This is a genomic window from Streptomyces sp. NPDC056296 (genome assembly GCF_042268605.1).
Classification (GTDB): domain Bacteria; phylum Actinomycetota; class Actinomycetes; order Streptomycetales; family Streptomycetaceae; genus Streptomyces.
In genome coordinates this window covers 16,491-35,344 of sequence record NZ_JBHJRX010000027.1, presented here as the reverse complement: position 1 = coordinate 35,344, position 18,854 = coordinate 16,491, and the positions used below count along the sequence as shown (strand labels likewise).

13 protein-coding genes are annotated in these 18,854 nt (G+C 70.4%); 8 read left to right on the top strand and 5 right to left on the bottom strand.

Translation table 11 applies throughout. The features are described 5' to 3' along the window. Positions 1-27: 27 nt before the first annotated feature. From ACFCZF_RS20850 to ACFCZF_RS20840, 3 genes are all read right to left on the bottom strand, one after another. Entirely contained in the window at positions 28-1,002 is a 975-nt protein-coding gene (locus ACFCZF_RS20850; protein WP_376672906.1) for an alpha/beta fold hydrolase, read from the bottom strand. A 106-nt stretch (positions 1,003-1,108) separates the two neighbouring features. After that, positions 1,109-2,425 (bottom strand): MFS transporter, encoded by a 1,317-nt coding sequence (locus ACFCZF_RS20845; RefSeq protein ID WP_376672905.1) that lies wholly within the window; start codon positions 2,423-2,425, stop codon positions 1,109-1,111. A gap of 254 nt (positions 2,426-2,679) precedes the next feature. Next, positions 2,680-3,465, bottom strand: a complete 786-nt coding sequence (locus ACFCZF_RS20840; RefSeq protein WP_376672904.1) for a DeoR/GlpR family DNA-binding transcription regulator — start codon at positions 3,463-3,465, stop codon at positions 2,680-2,682. 125 nt (positions 3,466-3,590) lie between these two features. Between ACFCZF_RS20840 and ACFCZF_RS20835 the strand changes: the two genes are divergently transcribed. The 7 genes from ACFCZF_RS20835 to tkt are packed head-to-tail and all read left to right on the top strand — an operon-like array spanning position 3,591 to position 12,220. After that, complete coding sequence (locus ACFCZF_RS20835; RefSeq protein ID WP_376672903.1) at positions 3,591-4,262, top strand: HAD family hydrolase; 672 nt, start codon at positions 3,591-3,593, stop codon at positions 4,260-4,262. After that, positions 4,259-5,311, top strand: a complete 1,053-nt coding sequence (locus ACFCZF_RS20830; protein WP_376672902.1) for a 2-hydroxyacid dehydrogenase — start codon at positions 4,259-4,261, stop codon at positions 5,309-5,311. Before ACFCZF_RS20835 ends, ACFCZF_RS20830 begins: the two co-directional genes overlap by 4 nt. Next, complete coding sequence (locus tag ACFCZF_RS20825) at positions 5,308-6,810, top strand: FGGY family carbohydrate kinase (RefSeq protein ID WP_376672901.1); 1,503 nt, start codon at positions 5,308-5,310, stop codon at positions 6,808-6,810. Before ACFCZF_RS20830 ends, ACFCZF_RS20825 begins: the two co-directional genes overlap by 4 nt. 34 nt (positions 6,811-6,844) lie before the next feature. Further along, complete coding sequence (locus tag ACFCZF_RS20820) at positions 6,845-8,569, top strand: dihydroxyacetone kinase family protein (protein WP_376672900.1); 1,725 nt, start codon at positions 6,845-6,847, stop codon at positions 8,567-8,569. Positions 8,570-8,587: 18 nt separating this feature from the next. Further along, positions 8,588-9,070 (top strand): ribose-5-phosphate isomerase, encoded by a 483-nt coding sequence (locus ACFCZF_RS20815; RefSeq protein WP_376672961.1) that lies wholly within the window; start codon positions 8,588-8,590, stop codon positions 9,068-9,070. Then, positions 9,067-10,203 (top strand): transaldolase, encoded by a 1,137-nt coding sequence (gene tal / locus ACFCZF_RS20810; RefSeq protein ID WP_376672899.1) that lies wholly within the window; start codon positions 9,067-9,069, stop codon positions 10,201-10,203. The genes ACFCZF_RS20815 and tal overlap by 4 nt, the downstream gene beginning before the upstream one ends. Further along, positions 10,196-12,220: a transketolase gene (gene tkt, locus ACFCZF_RS20805; RefSeq protein ID WP_376672898.1), complete on the top strand. Its 2,025-nt coding sequence runs from the start codon at positions 10,196-10,198 to the stop codon at positions 12,218-12,220. Before tal ends, tkt begins: the two co-directional genes overlap by 8 nt. A 90-nt stretch (positions 12,221-12,310) precedes the next feature. Here the strand turns inward: tkt and ACFCZF_RS20800 are convergent, their stop codons facing one another. Beyond that, a complete protein-coding gene (locus ACFCZF_RS20800; protein WP_376672897.1) occupies positions 12,311-14,608 on the bottom strand; it encodes a SpoIIE family protein phosphatase in 2,298 nt (765 codons plus the stop codon). A gap of 764 nt (positions 14,609-15,372) precedes the next feature. On the opposite strand from ACFCZF_RS20800, the gene ACFCZF_RS20795 reads away from it, so the two are divergent. Beyond that, entirely contained in the window at positions 15,373-17,007 is a 1,635-nt protein-coding gene (locus ACFCZF_RS20795; RefSeq protein WP_376672896.1) for a cation acetate symporter, read from the top strand. A gap of 110 nt (positions 17,008-17,117) precedes the next feature. Here ACFCZF_RS20795 and ACFCZF_RS20790 read toward each other — a convergent pair whose 3' ends face one another. Beyond that, positions 17,118-18,689, bottom strand: a complete 1,572-nt coding sequence (locus ACFCZF_RS20790) for a carboxylesterase/lipase family protein (RefSeq protein WP_376672895.1) — start codon at positions 18,687-18,689, stop codon at positions 17,118-17,120. Between the last annotated feature and the right edge of the window lie 165 nt (positions 18,690-18,854).

Here is an 18,854-nt window from a genome sequence, read left to right as displayed (position 1 = left end):
CCGGGCAGTCACCCGACGGAGAGGGGCTCAGTTCTCGGGCAACTCCGCGGCCCAGCCGGTGACCGTCCTCGCGAACAGCTCCGGGTCGGCGCCGTGCATGGAGTGCGGCATGTCCGGAAACGAACGGTAGGTGAATGTCTGCCCCGCCGACTCGATCAGCTCCCGGGCTCGCTTGACCTGTACGTCGGCGATCGCACCGAGCAGGTGGCCGGTGTCCGGATCGATGCGGTGGAAGTGGTGGGTCAGCAGCACGGGGACCCGCACGTTGGCCAGCATGGTCGCATGATCGCAGTTGGCCGCGACGCGACCGGCGACGAAGGACCGCCCCCACTCCGGGTCGTACTCCCGAAGGTTCTGCGGCGGCCCGTCGCCGGTCGTGTTCTCGTCGTCGGGTACCGCCATGGCGGCCAGGCTCTGCAGCAGCACCGGCGGGATTTCGCTCGGGAACGCCTTCTGCATCCCGTTCCAGTCGCCGATCGACCACTGGTCCCCGAGCCACTTGCTCCACGCGGCGAAGACCGGGCCCATAGCCTGATGGATGGACGGACCGCAGGCAGGGCTGCTTTCCGACGCGAACAGCGGCGGGTCCTCGTAGACGGCACCGAGAACCTGACCCGGCTTGGCGTAGGCCGACAGCCAAGCGGCCAGGACACCACCCGACGAGAGACCGCTCACGAGCGTCGGGCGCTTGATGACGAGGTCGATGAACCGCACGAGATCGTTGCCGAAGGTGTCGAGGGTGTATCGCCCGGGCGTCCACGTCGACCGGCCCTGACCACGCAGATCGACGGCGTAGGCCCGGAAGTGCTCGGCGAGCAGCGGCAGGGCGCGCTCGTAGCCCCACCATGACTCGGTCTGCCCCGGGATGAGCAGCAGAGCCGGCAGCTCCGGGTCACCGGCCACGGCATAGTTGATGCGCACCTCGCCGAGGTCGACCGTGCGCTCCTCGAACGCGTGCGGCACGAACGTGCCGGCCCTCTCGTCGGCTTCCAGTCTTGGCATGGTGGTGGTCTCCAATCAACGATCAGCGAGCTGTTGTGCGGGGTGTGCTCGGTGATTCGGGACGATGTCAGGTTCTGCCGGGTCGGTACGTCTGTGTGAACAGCGCTCAAGTCGTGGTCGTGCGACCAGGGTGCTCGAGCGGAGGGCTTTCCTCTGCCAGGGCCAGGGGTTCCTGTGCGGTGTCCGGGCGGGTGCGGCGGGGCCGGGTCTCCTTGACGAACATCCCGGCCACCAGACTCAGACCGCCCAGACCGGCGCAGAACCACATGGCGGCGCTGAGTCCGAAGCCGTCGGCGAGCGCGCCGGCGACGGCGGGTGCCAGGCCTCCGCCCAGGATCTCGCTCAGGGCGATGAGCACGGCGAAGGTTGTCGCTGCCAGTGGCGCGGGGACCGACTCGCCAGGGATGGCGTACACGGCGATGACCAACGCGCCGGCCGCGAGCAGCTGCAGAAGGACGCTGAACAGCAGTGGGACGGCGTGGTCGTGCAGCAGGAGAATCGCGATCGGCACCAGCGCGGTGCAGAGGGAGGCCAGCAGGAACACCGGCTTGCGGCCGAGCCGGTCGGACCACGACGGAGCGATGACGCATCCGAGGGCGCCGCCGAGGCCGAACAGGCTCAGAACGGTCGCGATCGTCCCCGACGACAGCACGCTGTTCTGCGCGAGGTACAGCGGCGCGAAGCTCGTGAACGCCAGGGTGAAACCGATCAGTGCTACTGCTGCGACGCCGCAGAGCAGGACGTTGCGGGACACCAGCACGCGCCCCACGTCACGCCACGCCGGCTTCTCGGGCGCGTCCGCAGTACTGCGGGACTCCTTCATGAAGATCGCGACGAGTAGTGCGATGACGAGCCCGGGCGCGGCGCTCAGGGGGAACACGGCACGCCAGCCGAGGGACTCCGAAAGCGACACGACGAGGATCGGAGGCAGGGCACTACCGATGATCGCCGTTCCGGCGATCACTATGCCGAGATTCCGCCCGCGCCGGTGCTCCGAGGAGGCCGCCGCGACCGCGGACTGGATCAGGGGGAGTACGGGACCCTCGAGGGCTCCGATGATTCCGCGTATGACGAGCAGTTGGGTGAAGTTCTGTGCCAGACCGACGGCGCCGGCGGCCAGCGAGAACAGCACCAGGCTGGTCACGATGATCGTCTTCTTGCGACCGCCCAGCAGGCGGTCGGAGAACAGCGAGAACACGATGCTGGAGACCGCCCAGCACAGGGCGGTGATCGACATCGTCCAACCGAGCTGTGTGTTGTCCAGCTGCAGGTCGGGTCCGATGTACGGGAAGGCGTAGGCGATGCCGAACCGGTCGAGGAACGCGATGCCCGCCGCGAAGAACATGATGGTGACGAGGGTGTTCTCCCGTGACCGTGCAGCCTGGGCCGATGGTCTCTTGGGCGCGACTCCGGGCGTGCTCACTGCGCCTCCCCTGGTGTGGCGCCCGGTCGGGCCACATCGATCTTCGGCGTGGCTACTGGCATCGGGCGCTCCTGCGCATGCCGTTGTCGAGGGTTACCCACGGGTGCCTCCTTGCATCGGTGTCCCGACGGCCGTGAGGGCCGCCGTTGAGGCTCGGGGTGAACCTCGTCGCACCTACAGAGTCGACCTCCGCCGATCGAAATATCAAGAGTCTAGTTAGAATTCACTTGCCAAATGTTGTTCTGCGGTCCCGGTCAGGCCCTGTCGACGAGTCGCACGTCGGTCAGCTTGCCCATGGCGGACAGCAGCTCTTCCTCCACAGGGCCGGTCAGCAGGACGTGGTCGAAGGAGTCGACACCGGCGAGGCGATGCAGGGCGCTGCGGCCGACCTTGCTGTTGTCCATCAGGAGGACGCTGCGCGCGCCGGCCTCCCGCATGCCCCGTTTGACCGCGACCATCTCCTGTTCCTGGTGGTAGGTCATGTTGGCGGTCATCGCCGAGGTGGACAGCACGGTGAGGTCCACCGAGAAGCCGGCGATCATCTCCAGTGCGGGCAGGCCGATCCAGGAGTCGTGCGTTCGGGAGTACTCCCCGCCGACGCACATCAGCCGGATGTCCTCCGCGTCCCGCAGCTCCTCCGTGATCAGTCGGTAGTTGGTGACCACGGTCAGCGGTCCCACCTGGGGCAGCAGCCGGGCCAGGGCCAGGGCGCTGGTCGAGTCGTCGAGCATCAGCGACATGCCCGGCGCGACGAACGAAAGGGCCTCCTTGGCCAGGGCGTTCTTCGCCTCCGTGTGCGCGTGCAGCCGGTAGTCGGAGCTGGACTCGAAGACCGTCGACGGCTGCGCGGAAACACCGCCGTGATACCTGCGCAGTATGCCCCGCTCGGCCAGTTCGGCGATGTCCCGGTGGATGGTCATCAGGCTGACGCCGGTGAGTTCGCTCAACTCGGCAGCGCTCGCGTCGCCGCGGTCGAGGACGTGGTCGACGATCTGCCTCTGTCGCTGCTGGCGGTTGGCGCGTGGTCCCTGGGGTGTCATGTGTCCATCCTGCCCCGTACGAGCCGGTCCCACTTCATTCGCAGTGCTCTTTCCTCACATGTTCCCGTGACAAGTAACGTCGTCAATGTTAATTTGAGCGGACCGCGATGTTAGGAGTGTCGGCAGTGGCCGAAGCAGTGGTGTTCGACATGGATGGCGTGCTCGTGGAGAGCGAGCACCTGTGGGAGGAGTTCTGGGCCGCGTTCGCGGCTGAGCGTGGCGCACAGTGGGGCCCCGAGCAGACGAAACGCTGCCAGGGCATGAGCGCCCCGGAGTGGGCCGCCTTCCTGACCGGGTTCGCCGGTGGCGGCGACAGCTCCGAGGCCACCGAACGTGCCGTCGTCGACGGCATGGTCCGGGCCCTGGAGGAGGGGCGTATCGACCTGCTGACCGGGGCCCGTGCCATGGTGGCCGACGCCGCCGCCTGCGCGCCGATCGCGCTCGCCTCCTCGGCTCCGCGCCGGGTCATCGACGGGGTACTGGTGCACCATGGCATCGACCACCACTTCAAGGTCACGGTCTCCAGCGCAGAAGTGGCCCGCGGCAAGCCCAGCCCTGACGTGTACCTGGCCGCCGCCGAGAGGCTGGGCGTGTCCGCCGACAGCTGCCTGGCTGTCGAGGACTCCAGCAACGGACTGCGGGCCGCCGCCGCCGCGGGGATGACAGTGGTGGCCATCCCCAACCCGCAGTACCCGCCGGCCGCCGACGCGCTGGCCGCCGCCGTCTTCGCCGCCGCCGATCACGACGCCGTACGCCGCTACCTGCTCAGCCGACTGAGGGAGGGTGACCGGGCATGACCACGGTCCTCGCAGCGGGTGACGAGTTCGTCGCCCCGCAACTGTTCGTCGACGCGCTCAGGGACGCCGCCCCCGGCACCGATCTCGCCTTCCGCACCCTGCGCTCGCCCTGGCCGGTCGAGCCCTTCGGCCCGGTCGGCGGTGTCGACGAAGCCAGCGGCAGCGAAGAGGGCGTGCTCAAGGCGCTCGGCGACGCCGAGATCGCCCTCACGCAGATGGCGCCGTTCACCGCGAAAGTCTTCGAGCAGGCGCCTGCGCTGAGGCTGATCGGCGTCTGCCGGGGTGGTCCCGTCAACGTGGACCTCGCCGCCGCCACGAAGGCCGGGGTCGTCGTCTCCTACGCCCCCGGCCGCAACGCCGCCGCGGCTGCCGAGTTCGCCATCGGCCTGATGCTCGCGGCGCTGCGCCGCATCCCCGCCTCGGACGCCGAGCTGAGGAAGGGCGTCTGGCGCGGCGACTACTACGCCTACGACAACGCCGGAATCGAACTCGACGGGACGACGGTCGGCCTGGTCGGCTACGGCGCGATCGGTTCCATCGTGGCACGCGTCCTGAACGCCTTCGGCTCGCACGTGCTGGTCGCCGACCCCTACACCGACCCGGCCAGGGCCGCCGCCGACGGGGTCGAACTCGTCCCTCTCGAGGAACTCCTGCGCCGCAGCAGCGTGGTCAGCCTGCACGCCCGGCTCACGCCGGAGACCCGGCACCTGCTGAACGCCGACAACCTGCGACTCCTGCCCGAGGGCGCGGTCCTGGTCAATTCGGCGCGCGGCGGCCTGCTGGACTACGAGCCGCTCCCGGCCCTGCTGGCCGACGGCCGTCTCGGCGCGCTCGCCCTGGACGTCTACGACATCGAGCCTCCTCCGGCCGACTGGCCGCTGCACCACGCCCCCAACGTGATCACCACCCCGCATCTGGCCGGTGCCACCCGGCAGACCGCTCACCGCGCCGCCGCCATCAGCGCCGGAGAGGTGGCCCGCTTCCTGCGGGGCGAGCCGCTGAGGTTCGTCGCCAACCCCGAAGTACTGCCAGGGGGTGCCCCGCAATGATCATCGGAGTCGATGTCGGGAGCTCCGTGACCAAAGCCCAGCTCATCGGCCGGGACGGGCACGCGACCCCCGCCCACGAGGCACGCAGCACCGTCTACACGCTTCCGGGCAACCGCGTCGAGCAGGACCTGGACGAGGTCATCGACGCCGTGGTCACGGTGGTGCGGGAAGCGGTCGCCGACGCTCGTGGGCTCGGCGAGCCCGTCGAGGCGCTTGCCCTGACCGGCCAGGGCGACGGCCTGTGGCTGCGCGACGCGGAGGGCCGGGGCGTCGGCCGCGCGATCTCCTGGATGGACGGCCGCGCCGCCGCCGTCCTGGAGGGCTGGACGATGGACGGCACCACCCGCCACGTCCATCAGCGCACCGGCGTCGGGATGTTCCCGGGATTGGCGGCGCCCCTGCTCGCCTACTTGAGCAAGCACGAGCCGGAGCGCCTGGCCCGAGCCGCCGTCGCCGGATACTGCGTGGACGCCATCGTCCAGCGCTTCACCGGTGAGATCACCGTTGACGCCTCCGACGCCTCCCAGCCATTTCTCGACGTCGCCACCCGTACGTACGACGAGCGGGCCCTCGACCTCTGCGGCCTGGGCCCGTACCGGCGCCTGCTCGCCGAGCCCGCGCCACCCGGCACCCTGTTCGCGCTACTGCCTCAGATCGCCTCCCAGCTCGGGCTGCCGGCGGGACTGCCCGTCTCCGCCGGCCCGTTCGACATCCCCGCGTGCGGCTTCGGCTCCGGACTCGCCGAGCCGGGAGACGGCAATCTGATCATCGGGACCACGCTGGCGAGCCAGGTCCTCACCGACGATCCCACCGCGGGTGTCGGGGAGGAGCCCGCGGGGATGCTGCTCGCCACCCCCTACGAGCGGCGCTATCTGCGCGTCATGCCCGCCATGACCGGCACCGCGGGGCTCGACTGGCTGCTGAGGCTGCTGGGCGTGCGGATCGCCGAACTCGACGCCCTGCTGGCCACCTCGCCGCTGGGCGCGGGCGGGGTCACCGCGCTGCCGTTCCTGTCCGCCGGCGGGGAGCGCGCCCCGTTCGTCGATCCGCGCGCCCGCGGTCGCCTGGACGGCCTGTCCCCGCTCACCTCCCGCGCCGACCTCGTCCGTGCCCTGTGCGAGGCCGTCGCCTACTCGGCCCGGCACTGCATGGAAACGCTCGGCGTCAGCGGAGCCGTCACCGCCTGCGGAGGCGGGGCCCGCTCCGGCGAGTGGGTCCGCATCTTCGCCGGGGTTCTCGGCACCGACCTGCACGTCTGCGACGACGCCACCGGTATCCGCGGCGCCGCCCAGGTCGCCTGGGAAGCCTTGGGCGAGCCCGTCGACGCCGACCGGTGGCGCGTCCACCGCCGCACCGTCACCGCCGACCCCGCCGCGATCGAGTTCTACGCCCACGGATACTCCGACTACCGCCGCGCCCTGTCCACCGCTCGCGAGGCATGGTCCGGCAACGCGGCGCGCGGGGAGACCTCCCGGACGGATTCCGGGGGAGTCTCGTGATGGCATCCGGCCCGCGCACCTTCAGGAGCCCCCGATGACCCGTCTGTTCAACAACCCCGCCCGCTTCGCCGACGACATGGCCGCCGGCTTCGCCGCCGCGCACCCCGAGTACGTCTCCGCCGTTCCCGGTGGCGTCGTACGAGCCACACGCCCGCGTCCCGGCAAGGTCGCCGTCCTGACCGGTGGCGGCAGCGGCCACTATCCCGCGTTCTGCGGGGTGGTCGGTCCCGGCTTCGCCGACGCCTCGGTGATCGGCAACGTCTTCACCTCCCCCTCCGCCGCCCAGGCCCACTCCGTGGCCGTCTCGGCCGACGCGGGTGGTGGGGTCCTCTTCCTCTTCGGCAACTACGCCGGTGACGTGATGAACTTCGGCCTGGCGGCGCAGCGGCTGACGGCCGAGGGCATCCCGGCCCAGTGCCTCGCCGTCACCGACGACATCGCCTCCGCCCCGGCCGCGGAGGCGGCGAGGCGGCGCGGCATCGCGGGTGCTTTCGTGGTCTTCAAGACCGCCGCGGCAGCCGCCGAGGAGGGCGCCCCTCTCGACGAGGTCGTCCGCGTCGCCGAACACGCCAACGCCCGAACCCGCACCCTCGGCGTCGCCTTCGCCGGCTGCACTCTGCCCGGACAGCGTGAACCCCTGTTCACGCTTCCGGAGGGCACGCTCGCTCTGGGCCTCGGCATCCACGGAGAACCAGGGGTGAGCGAGGACGAGTTGACGACGGCCGAAGACCTGGCCCGCACCCTTGTCGAGGGTGTGCTGGCCGAACGCCCGGCGAGCACGGGCCCTCGTGCGGCCGTCCTGCTCAACGGCCTCGGCGCCACCAAGCACGAGGAGCTGTACCTCCTGTGGGCCGACGTCTCACGCCTGCTGGCCGAGGCCGGACTGGAACTCGTGCGCCCCGAGGTCGGTGAACTGGTCACCAGCCTCGACATGGCGGGCTGCTCGCTGAGCGTCACGTGGCTCGACGACGAGCTGGAGCGCCTGTGGCTCGCGCCCGCCGACACCCCTGCGTACCGCCGAGGCTCGGTGCTGCAGGAGGAACCGGCCCCGAAGGCACGTAGCCCCCGCACCGTCCGCCGTGCCTCCGCAGCCCCCACCCTCCCCATCGCCACCGGCGGCGCCGTGGACGCCGCGGACGCCGCCGTACGGGCGCTGCGCTCCGCCCACACCGTCCTGCACGAGCAGGAGCAACTCCTGGGCCGCCTCGACGCGGTCGCCGGCGACGGCGACCACGGGCGCGGCATGTGCAAGGGCGTGGCAGCGACCCTCGCCGCCGCCGAACTGGCGCACAGCCGACAGGCGGCCCCGGATGCGCTGCTCGCCGCCGCCGGCGACGCATGGGCGGCGGAGGCGGGCGGCACCTCCGGAGCCCTCTGGGGTGCGGCCCTGCGTGCGCTCGGCGCCGCGCTGCCCGCCGACCGGGCCCCGGAACCGAAGGAGCTGGCGGCCTCGGCCGAGGCCGCGCTGACCGCCGTCACCTCACTCGGCGGGGCGCAGCCGGGCGACAAGACCCTCGTAGACGCCCTGCAGCCGTTCGTCGCCTCGTTCACCGAGCGCATCACCTCCGGCCACCCGGTGTCCCGGGCCTTCGCCGACGCGGCCGCGGACGCACGGACCGCCGCCGAGTCCACCGCATCCCTGCGCCCCCGGCTCGGCCGAGCCCGCCCGCTGGCCGAGCGCAGCCTCGGCACGCCGGACCCCGGCGCCGTGTCCCTCGCCATGGTGCTCGCTGCCGTGGCCGACCTCCCGAACGACTGAGGAACAACCATGAACGACATGACGACCACGCCGACACTCCGGTCCCCACTCCGCCTGGTCCTGGGCAGCGACGACGCCGGACGGGACTACAAGGAAGCCCTCAAGAGCGACCTCGCCGCCGACCCCCGGGTCGCCGGGATCACGGACGTGGGTGTCGGCACCGGCGAGCACACCGCCTACCCCCACGTCGCCGTCGACGCCGCCCGCCTGATCGCCGAGGGCAGCGCCGACCGCGCCCTGCTGATCTGCGGCACCGGCCTCGGCGTGGCCATCAGCGCCAACAAGGTCCCGGGCGTCCGCGCCGTCACCGCCCACGACAGCTACTCCGTGCGCCGATCGGTGCTCAGCAACAACGCCCAGGTCCTCTGCTTCGGCCAGCGCGTCATCGGCCTGGAGCTGGCGCGCACCCTCGTGGACGAATGGCTCGACCAGCGCTTCGACGAGCACTCGCCCTCCGCCGAGAAGGTCGCCGTCATAGGCACCTACGAGGAGACGAAGTGAGCGCATCCCTGACCACGCCGCAGCACGAGACGATCCAGCTCCTCGCCAAGGCCGGCACGTCCGTGTGGCTCGACGATCTCAGCCGCGCCGCCCTCGACAGCGGCGAACTGTCGGACCTGGCCGAACGCGGCCTGATAGCGGGAGTCACCACCAACCCCACCATCTTCCACCAGGCCATCACCGGCAGCGACGGCTACGCCGCCCAACTCGCCGCTCTGGCCCGCCTGGATGTCCCGCCCGACGCCGCACTGCGCCAGCTCACCTGCACCGACGTGCGCCGCGCCGCGGACGTGCTCAGGCCACTGCACGGCACCGAGGGCAACGGCATGGTCTCCATCGAGGTCTCACCCCACCTCGCCCACGACGCCACGCGGACGCTGGACGAGGTCCGGCTCCTGCAGTGGCTGGTGGACCGTCCCAACGTCATGATCAAGATTCCGGCGACCGACGCGGGACTGGCGGCCGTCACCGAGGCCCTTGCCGAGGGCATCAGCGTCAACGTCACCCTCATCTTCGGCCTGCGGCGCTACCGGCAGGTGATGGAGGCGCACCTGGCCGGGCTGGAACGCGCCGCCGCGGCCGGGCGCGACCTCGCGTCCGTCGCCTCCGTGGCGTCGTTCTTCGTCTCCCGCGTGGACGCGGCGGTCGACGCCCGGCTGCCCATCGGGCACCCGCTGCGCGGCCAGGCGGCGCTGGCGAACGCCCGCCTGGCCTACGAGCTGTACGAACAGACGCTGGACAGCGCCCGCTGGCGCGCCCTGGCCCGGCGAGGCGCCCTGCCGCAACGCCCGCTGTGGGCATCGACCGGCGTGAAGGACCCCGCCTACGAGGACACCCGCTACGTCACCGGCCTGGTCGCCCCGGACACGGTGAACACCATGCCCCGCGCCACCCTCGACGCCGTACTGGACCACGGTGAAGTGCACGGAGACACGGTACGCACGGGCTACGACGAGGCACGCGACGTGCTTCGCGCCCTTGCCGCCGATGGCATCGATCTCGCCGCCGTCGCGGGCGAGCTGGAGACCGACGGCGTCGCCCGCTTCCAGGACTCCTGGCAGCAACTCACCAGGGACATACGCGTCGCGCTGTCCACCACCGCACCGACCGGAGAGCGACCACGAAGTGTCTGACCAGCTCTGCATCACCACCCTCCGCACGCTGGCCATCGACGCCGTCCAGGCAGCGGCCTCCGGTCACCCCGGCGCACCCATGGGGCTCGCACCGACAGCCCACATCCTCTGGCACCGCTTCCTGCGCTACGACCCCGCCGACACCACCTGGCCGGGTCGCGACCGCTTCGTGCTGTCGGGAGGACACGGCTCCGCCCTGCTCTACGCGCTCCTGCACCTGGCCAAGGTCACCGGCCCGGACGGGCGCGAAGCCGTCACTCTCGACGACCTGAAGAACTTCCGGCAACCCGACTCACGCTGCCCCGGCCACCCGGAGTACGGGCACACTCCAGGCGTCGAAGCCACCACCGGCCCTCTGGGCACCGGCCTGGCTACCGCCGTCGGCATGGCGATGGCCGCCCGTCGGCTCGCCACCCGCTACGACCGCGAGCTCTTCGACTACGACACCTACGCCCTGTGCGGTGACGGCGACCTCATGGAGGGCGTCGCCGCCGAAGCGGCCTCCCTGGCCGGCCACCTGGGCCTGTCCAATCTCTGCTGGATCTACGACTCCAACCGGATCAGCATCGAGGGCGCTACCGACCTCACCTTCACCGAAGACGTGGCCGCCCGCTTCCGCGCCTACGGCTGGCACGTCATCGAGGTACCCGACGGCAACGATCTCACAGCGCTGACCACGGCGTTCGAAGGTTTCCGTACCGAAGCCGCCCGCCCGACGCTGATCGTCGTCACCACCCGCATCGGTTACGGCGCCCCCACCAAGGAGGGCACCGCCGCCGCCCACGGCGAACCCCTCGGCGACACCGAGGCGGCCGCCGCGAAGCGCGCCTACGGCTGGCCCGAGGACGCCCGCTTCCTGGTGCCGGACACCGCCTACACACACATGGCCGCGGGCATCGCTCAACGCGGCGCCGCTCGGCGGCGGCGCTGGGAGGACCGCTTCGAACAGTACGCGGCCGAGCATCCCGACCGTGCCGCGGAACTCCTCCTGATGCGTGAAGGAGCGCTCCCCGACGGCTGGGATGACGGTCTTCCCTCATTCCCCGCCGATCCGGCGGGACTGGCCACCCGCGCCGCGGCAGGGCTGGCGCTGAACGCGGCAGCCGCCCGCATCCCGTGGCTGCTGGGCGGCTCCGCCGACCTGGCACCTTCCACAAAGACCCAGCTGACAGGTGAGGCCGACTTCCCCGAAGGCCGCAATCTGCACTACGGCGTCCGCGAGTTCGCTGCTGCCGCCGTCACCAACGGCCTCGCCCTGTGCGGACTGCGCCCGTACTGGTCCACCTTCCTGGTCTTCTCCGACTTCGCCCGCGGCGCCCTGCGCCTCTCCGCCCTGATGCGCCTGCCCACCGTCCATGTCTTCACCCACGACTCCCTCGCCGTGGGCGAGGACGGCCCGACCCACCAGCCGATCGAACACCTCGCCACCCTCCGTGCCATGCCGGGCCTGGTCACCATCCGACCGGCAGATGCCAACGAAGCCACCGAGGCGTGGCGCGTCGCCCTCACCCGCACCGACGGCCCCACCGCCCTGGCACTGACGCGCCAGGCACTCCCCACGCTGGACAGGAAGAGCTATGCCCCCGCCTCCGGCCTGGCCCTCGGCGGCTACGTACTCGCCGACCCGGTCGACCGGAACCCGGACATACTGCTGATCGCCACGGGCAGCGAAGTCCACCTGGCTCTTGAGGCCCACCACAAGCTCGCCGCCGAAGGCATAGCTGCCCGCGTCGTCAGTCTGCCGTCCTGGGAACTGTTCGAGCGACAGCCGAAGGAGTACCAGGACGCCGTCCTTCCGCCGGCCATCACCGCCCGCGTGGCGGTGGAGCTGGGCGCCACACTCGGCTGGGACCGGTACGTGGGGCGTCGCGGCACCATCATCGGCATCGACGATTTCGGTGCCTCCGGACCGATGACCGAGCTCCTGTCGCGCTTCGGCTTCACCACCGACGCCGTCGTCCAAGCCGCCCGCGAACAACTCGACGACCTGTCGAGGACCTCCGTGCCGGTGCCATAGAGCTCCCCGACACGGGTTCGACCGCCTCGGGGCCGAGATCACCGAGATCGAGTCCCACGGCAGTCGGGACGGGGCACGCGCGACTTGCGGTCATGGGGAGAGCGACTGCTCGGCCCAGATCGTCTTGCCGGTCGCTCCGTACCGGCTGCCCCAGCGTTGGCTCAATTGAGCGACGAGAAAGAGCCCTCGGCCTCCCTCGTCGGTGTCACGGGCGCGGCGGAGCCGAGGCTGGGTGTTGCTGGGGTCGCTGACCTCGCAGGTCAGTACCGCGTCACGGATGAGCCGCAGCCCGACGGGGCCGCCGGCATAGCGAATGGCATTGGTCACCAGTTCGCTGACGACGAGTTCGGTGGTGAACGCGATGTCGTCCAGCCCCCAGTCGCCGAGCTTGCGCTGGACCGCCGCTCGCGCCTCGGCGACGGCCGCGGGATCGGCCGGGAACTCCCAGTGGGAGACGGCACCCGGTTCGAGCGGCTTGACGCGGGAGAGCAAGAGGGCGGTGTCATCCGCGGCGGCCGCCTGTTGGCTGATCAGGCCGCGGGCGGCTTCGCCCAGGGGCGTGCCCGAAAGCTGGTACTCCGCGAGCCGGGCGCCCAGATGCGCGATGGCCTGGTCGACGTCGACCTCGGCTTCCCGGTACCCCAGCAGTCCGTCCGTGTACAGGGCCAGCATGGAGCCCGGCTCCAGAGGGATGGTGGCCGTTTCGAACGGCAGCCCGCCCACGCCGAGGGGAGGCCCGGGTCGCAGCGGTATCGGAGAGGTGTCTCCGCTCGGAGTCACAAGGAGCGGGGGTGGGTGTCCGGCGCTGGCCAGGGTGCACTGCTCGGTTATCGGGTCGTACACGGCGAGCAGGCAAGTGGCGCCGATCATGTCGCGGTGCTCCGGGTCGGCTTCGGCGGCGAGACGTGTGACGAGTTCGTCGAGGCGGGTCAGAATCTCGTCGGGTGCCAGTTCAAGATCTGCCAGCGTCTGCACCGCGGTGCGCAGCCGTCCCATCGTGGCGGCGGAGTGCAGGCCGTGGCCCGTCACGTCGCCGACGACCATCGCGACCCGCAGGGAAGGCAGGGGAATCGCGTCGAACCAGTCGCCGCCGATGTCGGCTCCCCCGCCGGCGGGCTGGTAGACGCCGGCGGTGTCCACGGTGGTAGTCGTGATGGAGCCTTTGGGGAGCAGGCGTCGCTGAAGTACCACTGAGGCGCGGTGCTCGCGCAGGTAGCGTCGGGCGTTGTCCACGCTGAGCGCGGCGTGCGCGGCGATCTCCGACAGCAGGCCCGCGTCCTCTTCGGTGAAGGGAGCCACGCCTTCGGTGCGCCAGACAGCGATGACGCCCAGCACCATGCCGCGTCCCACCATCGGCGCTATGGCGAGTGAACGGCCGCTGTCCGGAATGATCAGGGGGATGACGGACGGGTCGGCCAGTGCTTGCTCCAGCGCGGCACGGTCGGTGATGACGGTCCGCCCTTCCAGAAGCCGGCGTATGCCCTGTGTCGTGGGGAGACGCGGAATCCTGTCTCCGGGCTGCAGAAGGGCGGAAGGCCACGCGCCGCCGGCCGACCGCACTGCGGCCCGCCGCAGGTGAAGGTCACCTTCTCCGCTGTGGGACTTGGGCGGCTCGTCGCCTTCGAGGACTGCTTCGGCGAGGTCGACGGATGCCATGGTGCCGAAGTCGGGTACGAGTAGCTCGGCTATGTCCTCGGCGGTCTGCGTCACGTCCAGGGAATGCCCGACGTTGACCGCGGCGGCGTGGTGCAGGCGAAGCCGCCGGTTGGCGAGCCACTGCGCTGTCGCGTCGGTCAGAAGGACGGCGACGCCCAGTGGACTGCTCATCCTGTCCGTGAGCCGTACGGCGGACACGGACAACGACCACTCGGCGTCCGGCTCAGTGAGAGAGCGAACGTGCTGCTCGTGTGCTGCCTGGGGTAGGCCGGTTCGCAGCACCGTCCGCAGTGCGGCTTCCGCAGCGGCGGCGTCCTCCGGGTTCATCGCCTCCTTGAGGCTGCTTCCGGCCGGCAGGAAGTGTTTCCACGCGTTGGCGTTGGCCTGCACGACGAGCAGGTCGTTGTCTCGTACAACGAATCCGATCTGGTCCTGTGCCAGGAGCGCGCGGTAGAGGGAAGTGCCCAGTTCCACCTCGTGCGCGAGTTCGGTGGCGGTGATGAGGACGAGCCGGTACGGCAGTCCCTGTAGCGGGACGGCGAGAAAGTTGACATCGACGGGCTCTCCCGATCCGTGCCACATGGGCGCGGCGGCTCCTCGCGAGATCTGCCCCGTCGGCGGGGCGGCGAGCAGGGACTCGAATGGACGGCCCAGGACGTCGTCGCCTGTGCGGTCCAGTAGCTCCGAGGCGGCCTGGGACCAACCGACCACAGTCTCCTCGGCATCGATCACGGCGGCGGAAACGTCTGCCGGGATGCCAACAAGGTGATGCGGGGAGAAGGGCGCCATCCCGGGTCCTCTCGGCCTGATCGGCATTTCGTAACCCTGGCTACAAGCCTACTTAATCAACGTATGTGCCGCTTTTCAGGCGCTCTGATGGTCCGGCGTGGGCCGTGCGAGCCGAAGGAAGCGCAACGATTCTGTCGCGGCACTGGCGCTCACCGGACAGAATCACCATGATGATTATGGCTTAATCGCGGCTGTTGTCGCGACTCGAGTCAACGGCATTGTCCGTGTCCGCTCCTCACCTCACGGCACGCGCGCATGCCGTTCTCCCCAGCCGCCCCGGACCGCCGCAGGCCAACCCCTCCTCGGCGGCGACGCGCCGTCCAGCCCCCTGACGTGCGCGGGGCGACGACGTCGTTCTGCCTTCGAGGAGAGTCAATGAAATCCGCTCATCGAAGAACGCACCGGCCACCATGGCCGAGTGCTGAACAACAAGCCGCGCCGGAGCCGCCCGGGGCCGAGTGGCGCCTGGGCCGGCGCTTTCTGCGAATGCAACTCATCGTCTGGGCGGTGGTCCTGAGTCTTCCCATGCTGTCGGCGTCCTGGTCGGCCAAGATCGTTCTTGGTCAACTGCCCCTCAGCATGGTTCTTTTCGGCGTGCAGGGCCTGGTACTGGTTTTCACAGCATGGCGATTCGACCGTGACAGGTGCCGAATTCAGGCACCGGTCAGCACCGTACCTGCTGCGCAGAGCGGCCCTGGAAGTGACCGATGAACGCCATGACCGACGTCCGTATGGCGGCCGGCGGGTTCGGTGACGCCGCTCCGCTGGTGGCCTTTCTGGTCGTGGTGAGCGTGACGCTCCTGCTGTGCCTGCTCTTCGGCGCCGACTCCAACGGTCCCGAGGACATGTACAGCGCGCGCCACTCTCTGAAGCCCTGGCGCAACTCGCTGGCGCTGACCGGCGATTCGATCTCCGTACTCACCCTGCTCACCACCACCGGGCTGGTGGCAGTCGCCGGTTATGACGGCACGGCCCTGGCGGCCGCCACCGTGGGTGCGCTCGCTGTGCTGCTCGTCCTGGCACAACCGCTGCGGACCATGGGCCGGTACACACTCGGAGACACCCTGGACGCCAGGTTCGGCCGCACAGCGGTGCGCGTGGCGGCGACGGTGGCCACACTGAGCTTCTGCATACCTTTGACCGTGGTGCAGTTGACGGCCGCCGGCCGCGCGACGGCAGCACTCGTCGGCCTGACCGGAACAGGACCGGCGCAACTGTGCACGGTGTTCATCGGTGTCATGATGATCTGCGCCGCCGCGCTGACCGGCATGCGCGGCAACACCATGCTCCAGGCCGTCAAGACCGTTGTGCTGTTCTCCTGCATGGGACTGTTGACCCTCGTCCTGATGTCCAAAATCGGCTGGAGCCTGGACCGGCTGCTCACCGACGCGGCGCAGAGCAGCGCCGATCCTGAGAGCTACTACGCGCCGGGGCAGTTCCGCGGAACCGGCCTGACAGAGCGTGTCGACCTGATCTCCATGCAGGTCACCGTCGTTCTCGGTGCTGCGGTGGCCCCACACATGATCATGCGGGTGAAGGCTGCCGAGCACGGTGCCGCGGCACGCCGCTCGGTCACCTACGCCATCGGCATGGTCGGCGCCTTCTGCGTACTGGCCGTCGTCCTCGGGTTGGGCGCCGCCGCCCTTGCCGGTGATCGGGCGAGACAGGGGTTCGATCCCCAGTCGGCCGCATCGCTGCTGCAGCTCGTGGAGAAACTGTCCGACGAGTGGGGCGGCGGGCTGCTCGTCGCCATGACCATCTCCGCCATCTTCCTCACCAGTCTGACCGTGGTCGCCGCCCTTGCGCTCAGCGCAGGGGCCGCGCTGGTGCACGACCTGTGCGGGCAGCGGTTCCGGAGCGGTGGCGCCGGACTCGACGGCGAAGTGAGGGCCATGCGCTGGGCGACGCCGCTCGTAGGCGTGCTGGCAGTTGCTGCGTCGGTGGCGGCCCAGAGCTGGAACATCCAGTTCCTCGCCCAGTTCGCGGTCACCGTGGCTGCCTCCGCGATCCTGCCGCCGCTGGTGTACTCCTTGTTCTGGAAGCGCTGTACCCACGAGGGTCTCGTGTGGAGCGTCTATACCGGGCTGGGGTCGTCAGTGGTGCTCCAGCTCTTCGGACCCGCTGTCTCGGGAACGCCCGGTTCTCTGTTCCCCGCGGCGGACTTCGCCTGGTTCCCCCTCACGACCACCGGCTTGGTGTCCGTACCGGCGGGATTCGCGGCGGGCTGGATGGTCAGCCGGTTCTTCTCCGGCGAGGGCGATCCCGCGCCGGCCGACCCCAGGTCAGCGTTGGCCGGCTCGTCCGTTGACGACGAGTACGGATACGACGCCCGCGGCGTCTGACCCGGACAGCCGCTGATACACGGAGCGGGCCCTGTGCGTGCCCCCGATCGGGGGACACGCACAGGGCCCGTGTCGGTGAAGTGTGCCTGTGAACCGAACCCGGAGCCGGGTCAGTGGGCTGTGGTGCGCCAGGTCGCCGGGAAGCGCCCGTCGGTTCGGAAGGAGGCGAGGAAGGCGAGGCGTTCGGTGGCTGCTTCGGGGACTGCCGCGGGCTTGGTGTCGAGGTTCAGAATCGCGGAGCCGGGGCCCCGGTAGCGCGGCCAAGCCGGAAGGTCGGCACCGTTCGGATCCCCGGTGCGGGCGAAGTTCGTCCAGTAGGTCATGACGCTGGCGGCGAAGGCGCGGTCCGCCGCGCCCGCGGCAGGTGCCCCGGGGGCGAAGAACTGAGGCAGCAGGTTGCCGAAGACGAAGGGCACATCGGCGACGTGGGCCGGCACCGGGGAGTAAGGAGAGGTGTAGGTGAACGTGTACCCGTAGGCAGCAGGGTTTCGGGTGCGTTGGTGCAGGACGAGCATGTCCCAGGTCTGCTGGGTGATGACCATGTCGCCGATCAACTGCTCGGCGGACGCCTTGGCCTGGGTGGGGGAGGCGGCGGGATACAGCTGTCTGAACTCGTCCATGCGCCGTGTTCCGAACAGTCCGCTGGCAGCGGCGTAGAACTCCTCCGGGGTGGCGTGCGGTAGAGCGAGGGGGTTGAAGAGGGGGTAGTTCTCGGCGCTCGTGTATCCGGCGAGGAGGGGGACGTCGCGCTGTGCGCCGCGCGCGAAGACCGCTGCCGGTGTGTCGGTCAGGACCCGTCCGTCGATGTTCGGGCCGAAGGGCGTCGTACCGGGGGCGGTGGTGGCCGCGTTCAGTCGGTCGGCGGGGACCCCTCGCAGGTCGGCGAGGGTGGGCGCGTCGAGCCGGGATGACAGGGACGCGCCCTGCTCGACGGCTTCGGTGTGGGTCGGGAGGGAGCCGCGCTGGCTGTCCCAGAAGGCGCCGCTCTGCGCGATGGCCTTGGCGAAGAGACCGTGCGTGCGGGGTGAGGCCATCAGCATGCCGACGGAGTGCGCGCCGGCGGATTCGCCGAACAGGGTGACGTTGCGGGGATCGCCGCCGAAGGCGCGGATGTTCTGCTGGACCCAGTGCAGCGCCGCGATCTGGTCCTGCAGTCCGTAGCCGCCGGAGCTGCCGGCTTCCTCATCGAGGTCGGTACGGGCCAGGAAGCCGAAGGCACCGAGCCGGTAGTTGAGGGTGACGACGACCACGTCCCGGGCGGCGAGGGCGGACCCGTCGTACTTGGGGTCGCAGCCGCAGCCGAACTGGAAGCCGCCGCCGTGCAGCCAGACCATGACGGGCTTGGGCTTGCCCTGGCGGGCCGGCGTCCACACGTTGAGTGAGAGGCAGTCCTCGCTCATGGGTGGGGGAGCCGCCCCGTGGGCTCTGCTGCCGTAACAGGCGGGTCCGTACTCGGTGGCCTGGCGGGTGCCTTTCCAGCGCTGGGCCGGCTGTGGCGGCTGCCAGCGCAGCGGCCCGACCGGCGGAGCCGCGTACGGGATGCCCTTGAAGGCCCTCACTCCGTCTGCGTCCGGGCTGGTGCCCTGGAGCCGGCCGGAGGCGGTGGCGACCGTGTCGCCGGGTGGGGCGGCGTTCGACGCCGGAGTGACGGCGAGCAGAGGCAGGAGGAGCAGGGCTGTCAACGATGTGCGTAGCGTGTGGAGTGGTGCGCGTGAGTGCATGGCGGCTCCCGATGAGGGCGTGGCTAGGTCCGGGGGGGGCCCCGGGGTGCCCCGACCCCCCCCGCGGGGGGGGGGGGGGTTGCCCAAAAACGACGTGCCAACCCGTCCCGGCGGGAAGGGGCTTTG

Excerpts from the sequence above, each read along its gene's own strand:
- ACFCZF_RS20850 (WP_376672906.1), bottom strand. The coding sequence starts at position 1,002 with ATGCCAAGACTGGAAGCCGACGAGAGGGCCGGCACGTTCGTGCCGCAC.
- ACFCZF_RS20840 (WP_376672904.1), bottom strand. The coding sequence starts at position 3,465 with ATGACACCCCAGGGACCACGCGCCAACCGCCAGCAGCGACAGAGGCAG.
- ACFCZF_RS20830 (WP_376672902.1), top strand. The coding sequence starts at position 4,259 with ATGACCACGGTCCTCGCAGCGGGTGACGAGTTCGTCGCCCCGCAACTG.
- ACFCZF_RS20825 (WP_376672901.1), top strand. The coding sequence starts at position 5,308 with ATGATCATCGGAGTCGATGTCGGGAGCTCCGTGACCAAAGCCCAGCTC.
- ACFCZF_RS20820 (WP_376672900.1), top strand. The coding sequence starts at position 6,845 with ATGACCCGTCTGTTCAACAACCCCGCCCGCTTCGCCGACGACATGGCC.
- ACFCZF_RS20815 (WP_376672961.1), top strand. The coding sequence starts at position 8,588 with ATGACGACCACGCCGACACTCCGGTCCCCACTCCGCCTGGTCCTGGGC.
- ACFCZF_RS20795 (WP_376672896.1), top strand. The coding sequence starts at position 15,373 with ATGAACGCCATGACCGACGTCCGTATGGCGGCCGGCGGGTTCGGTGAC.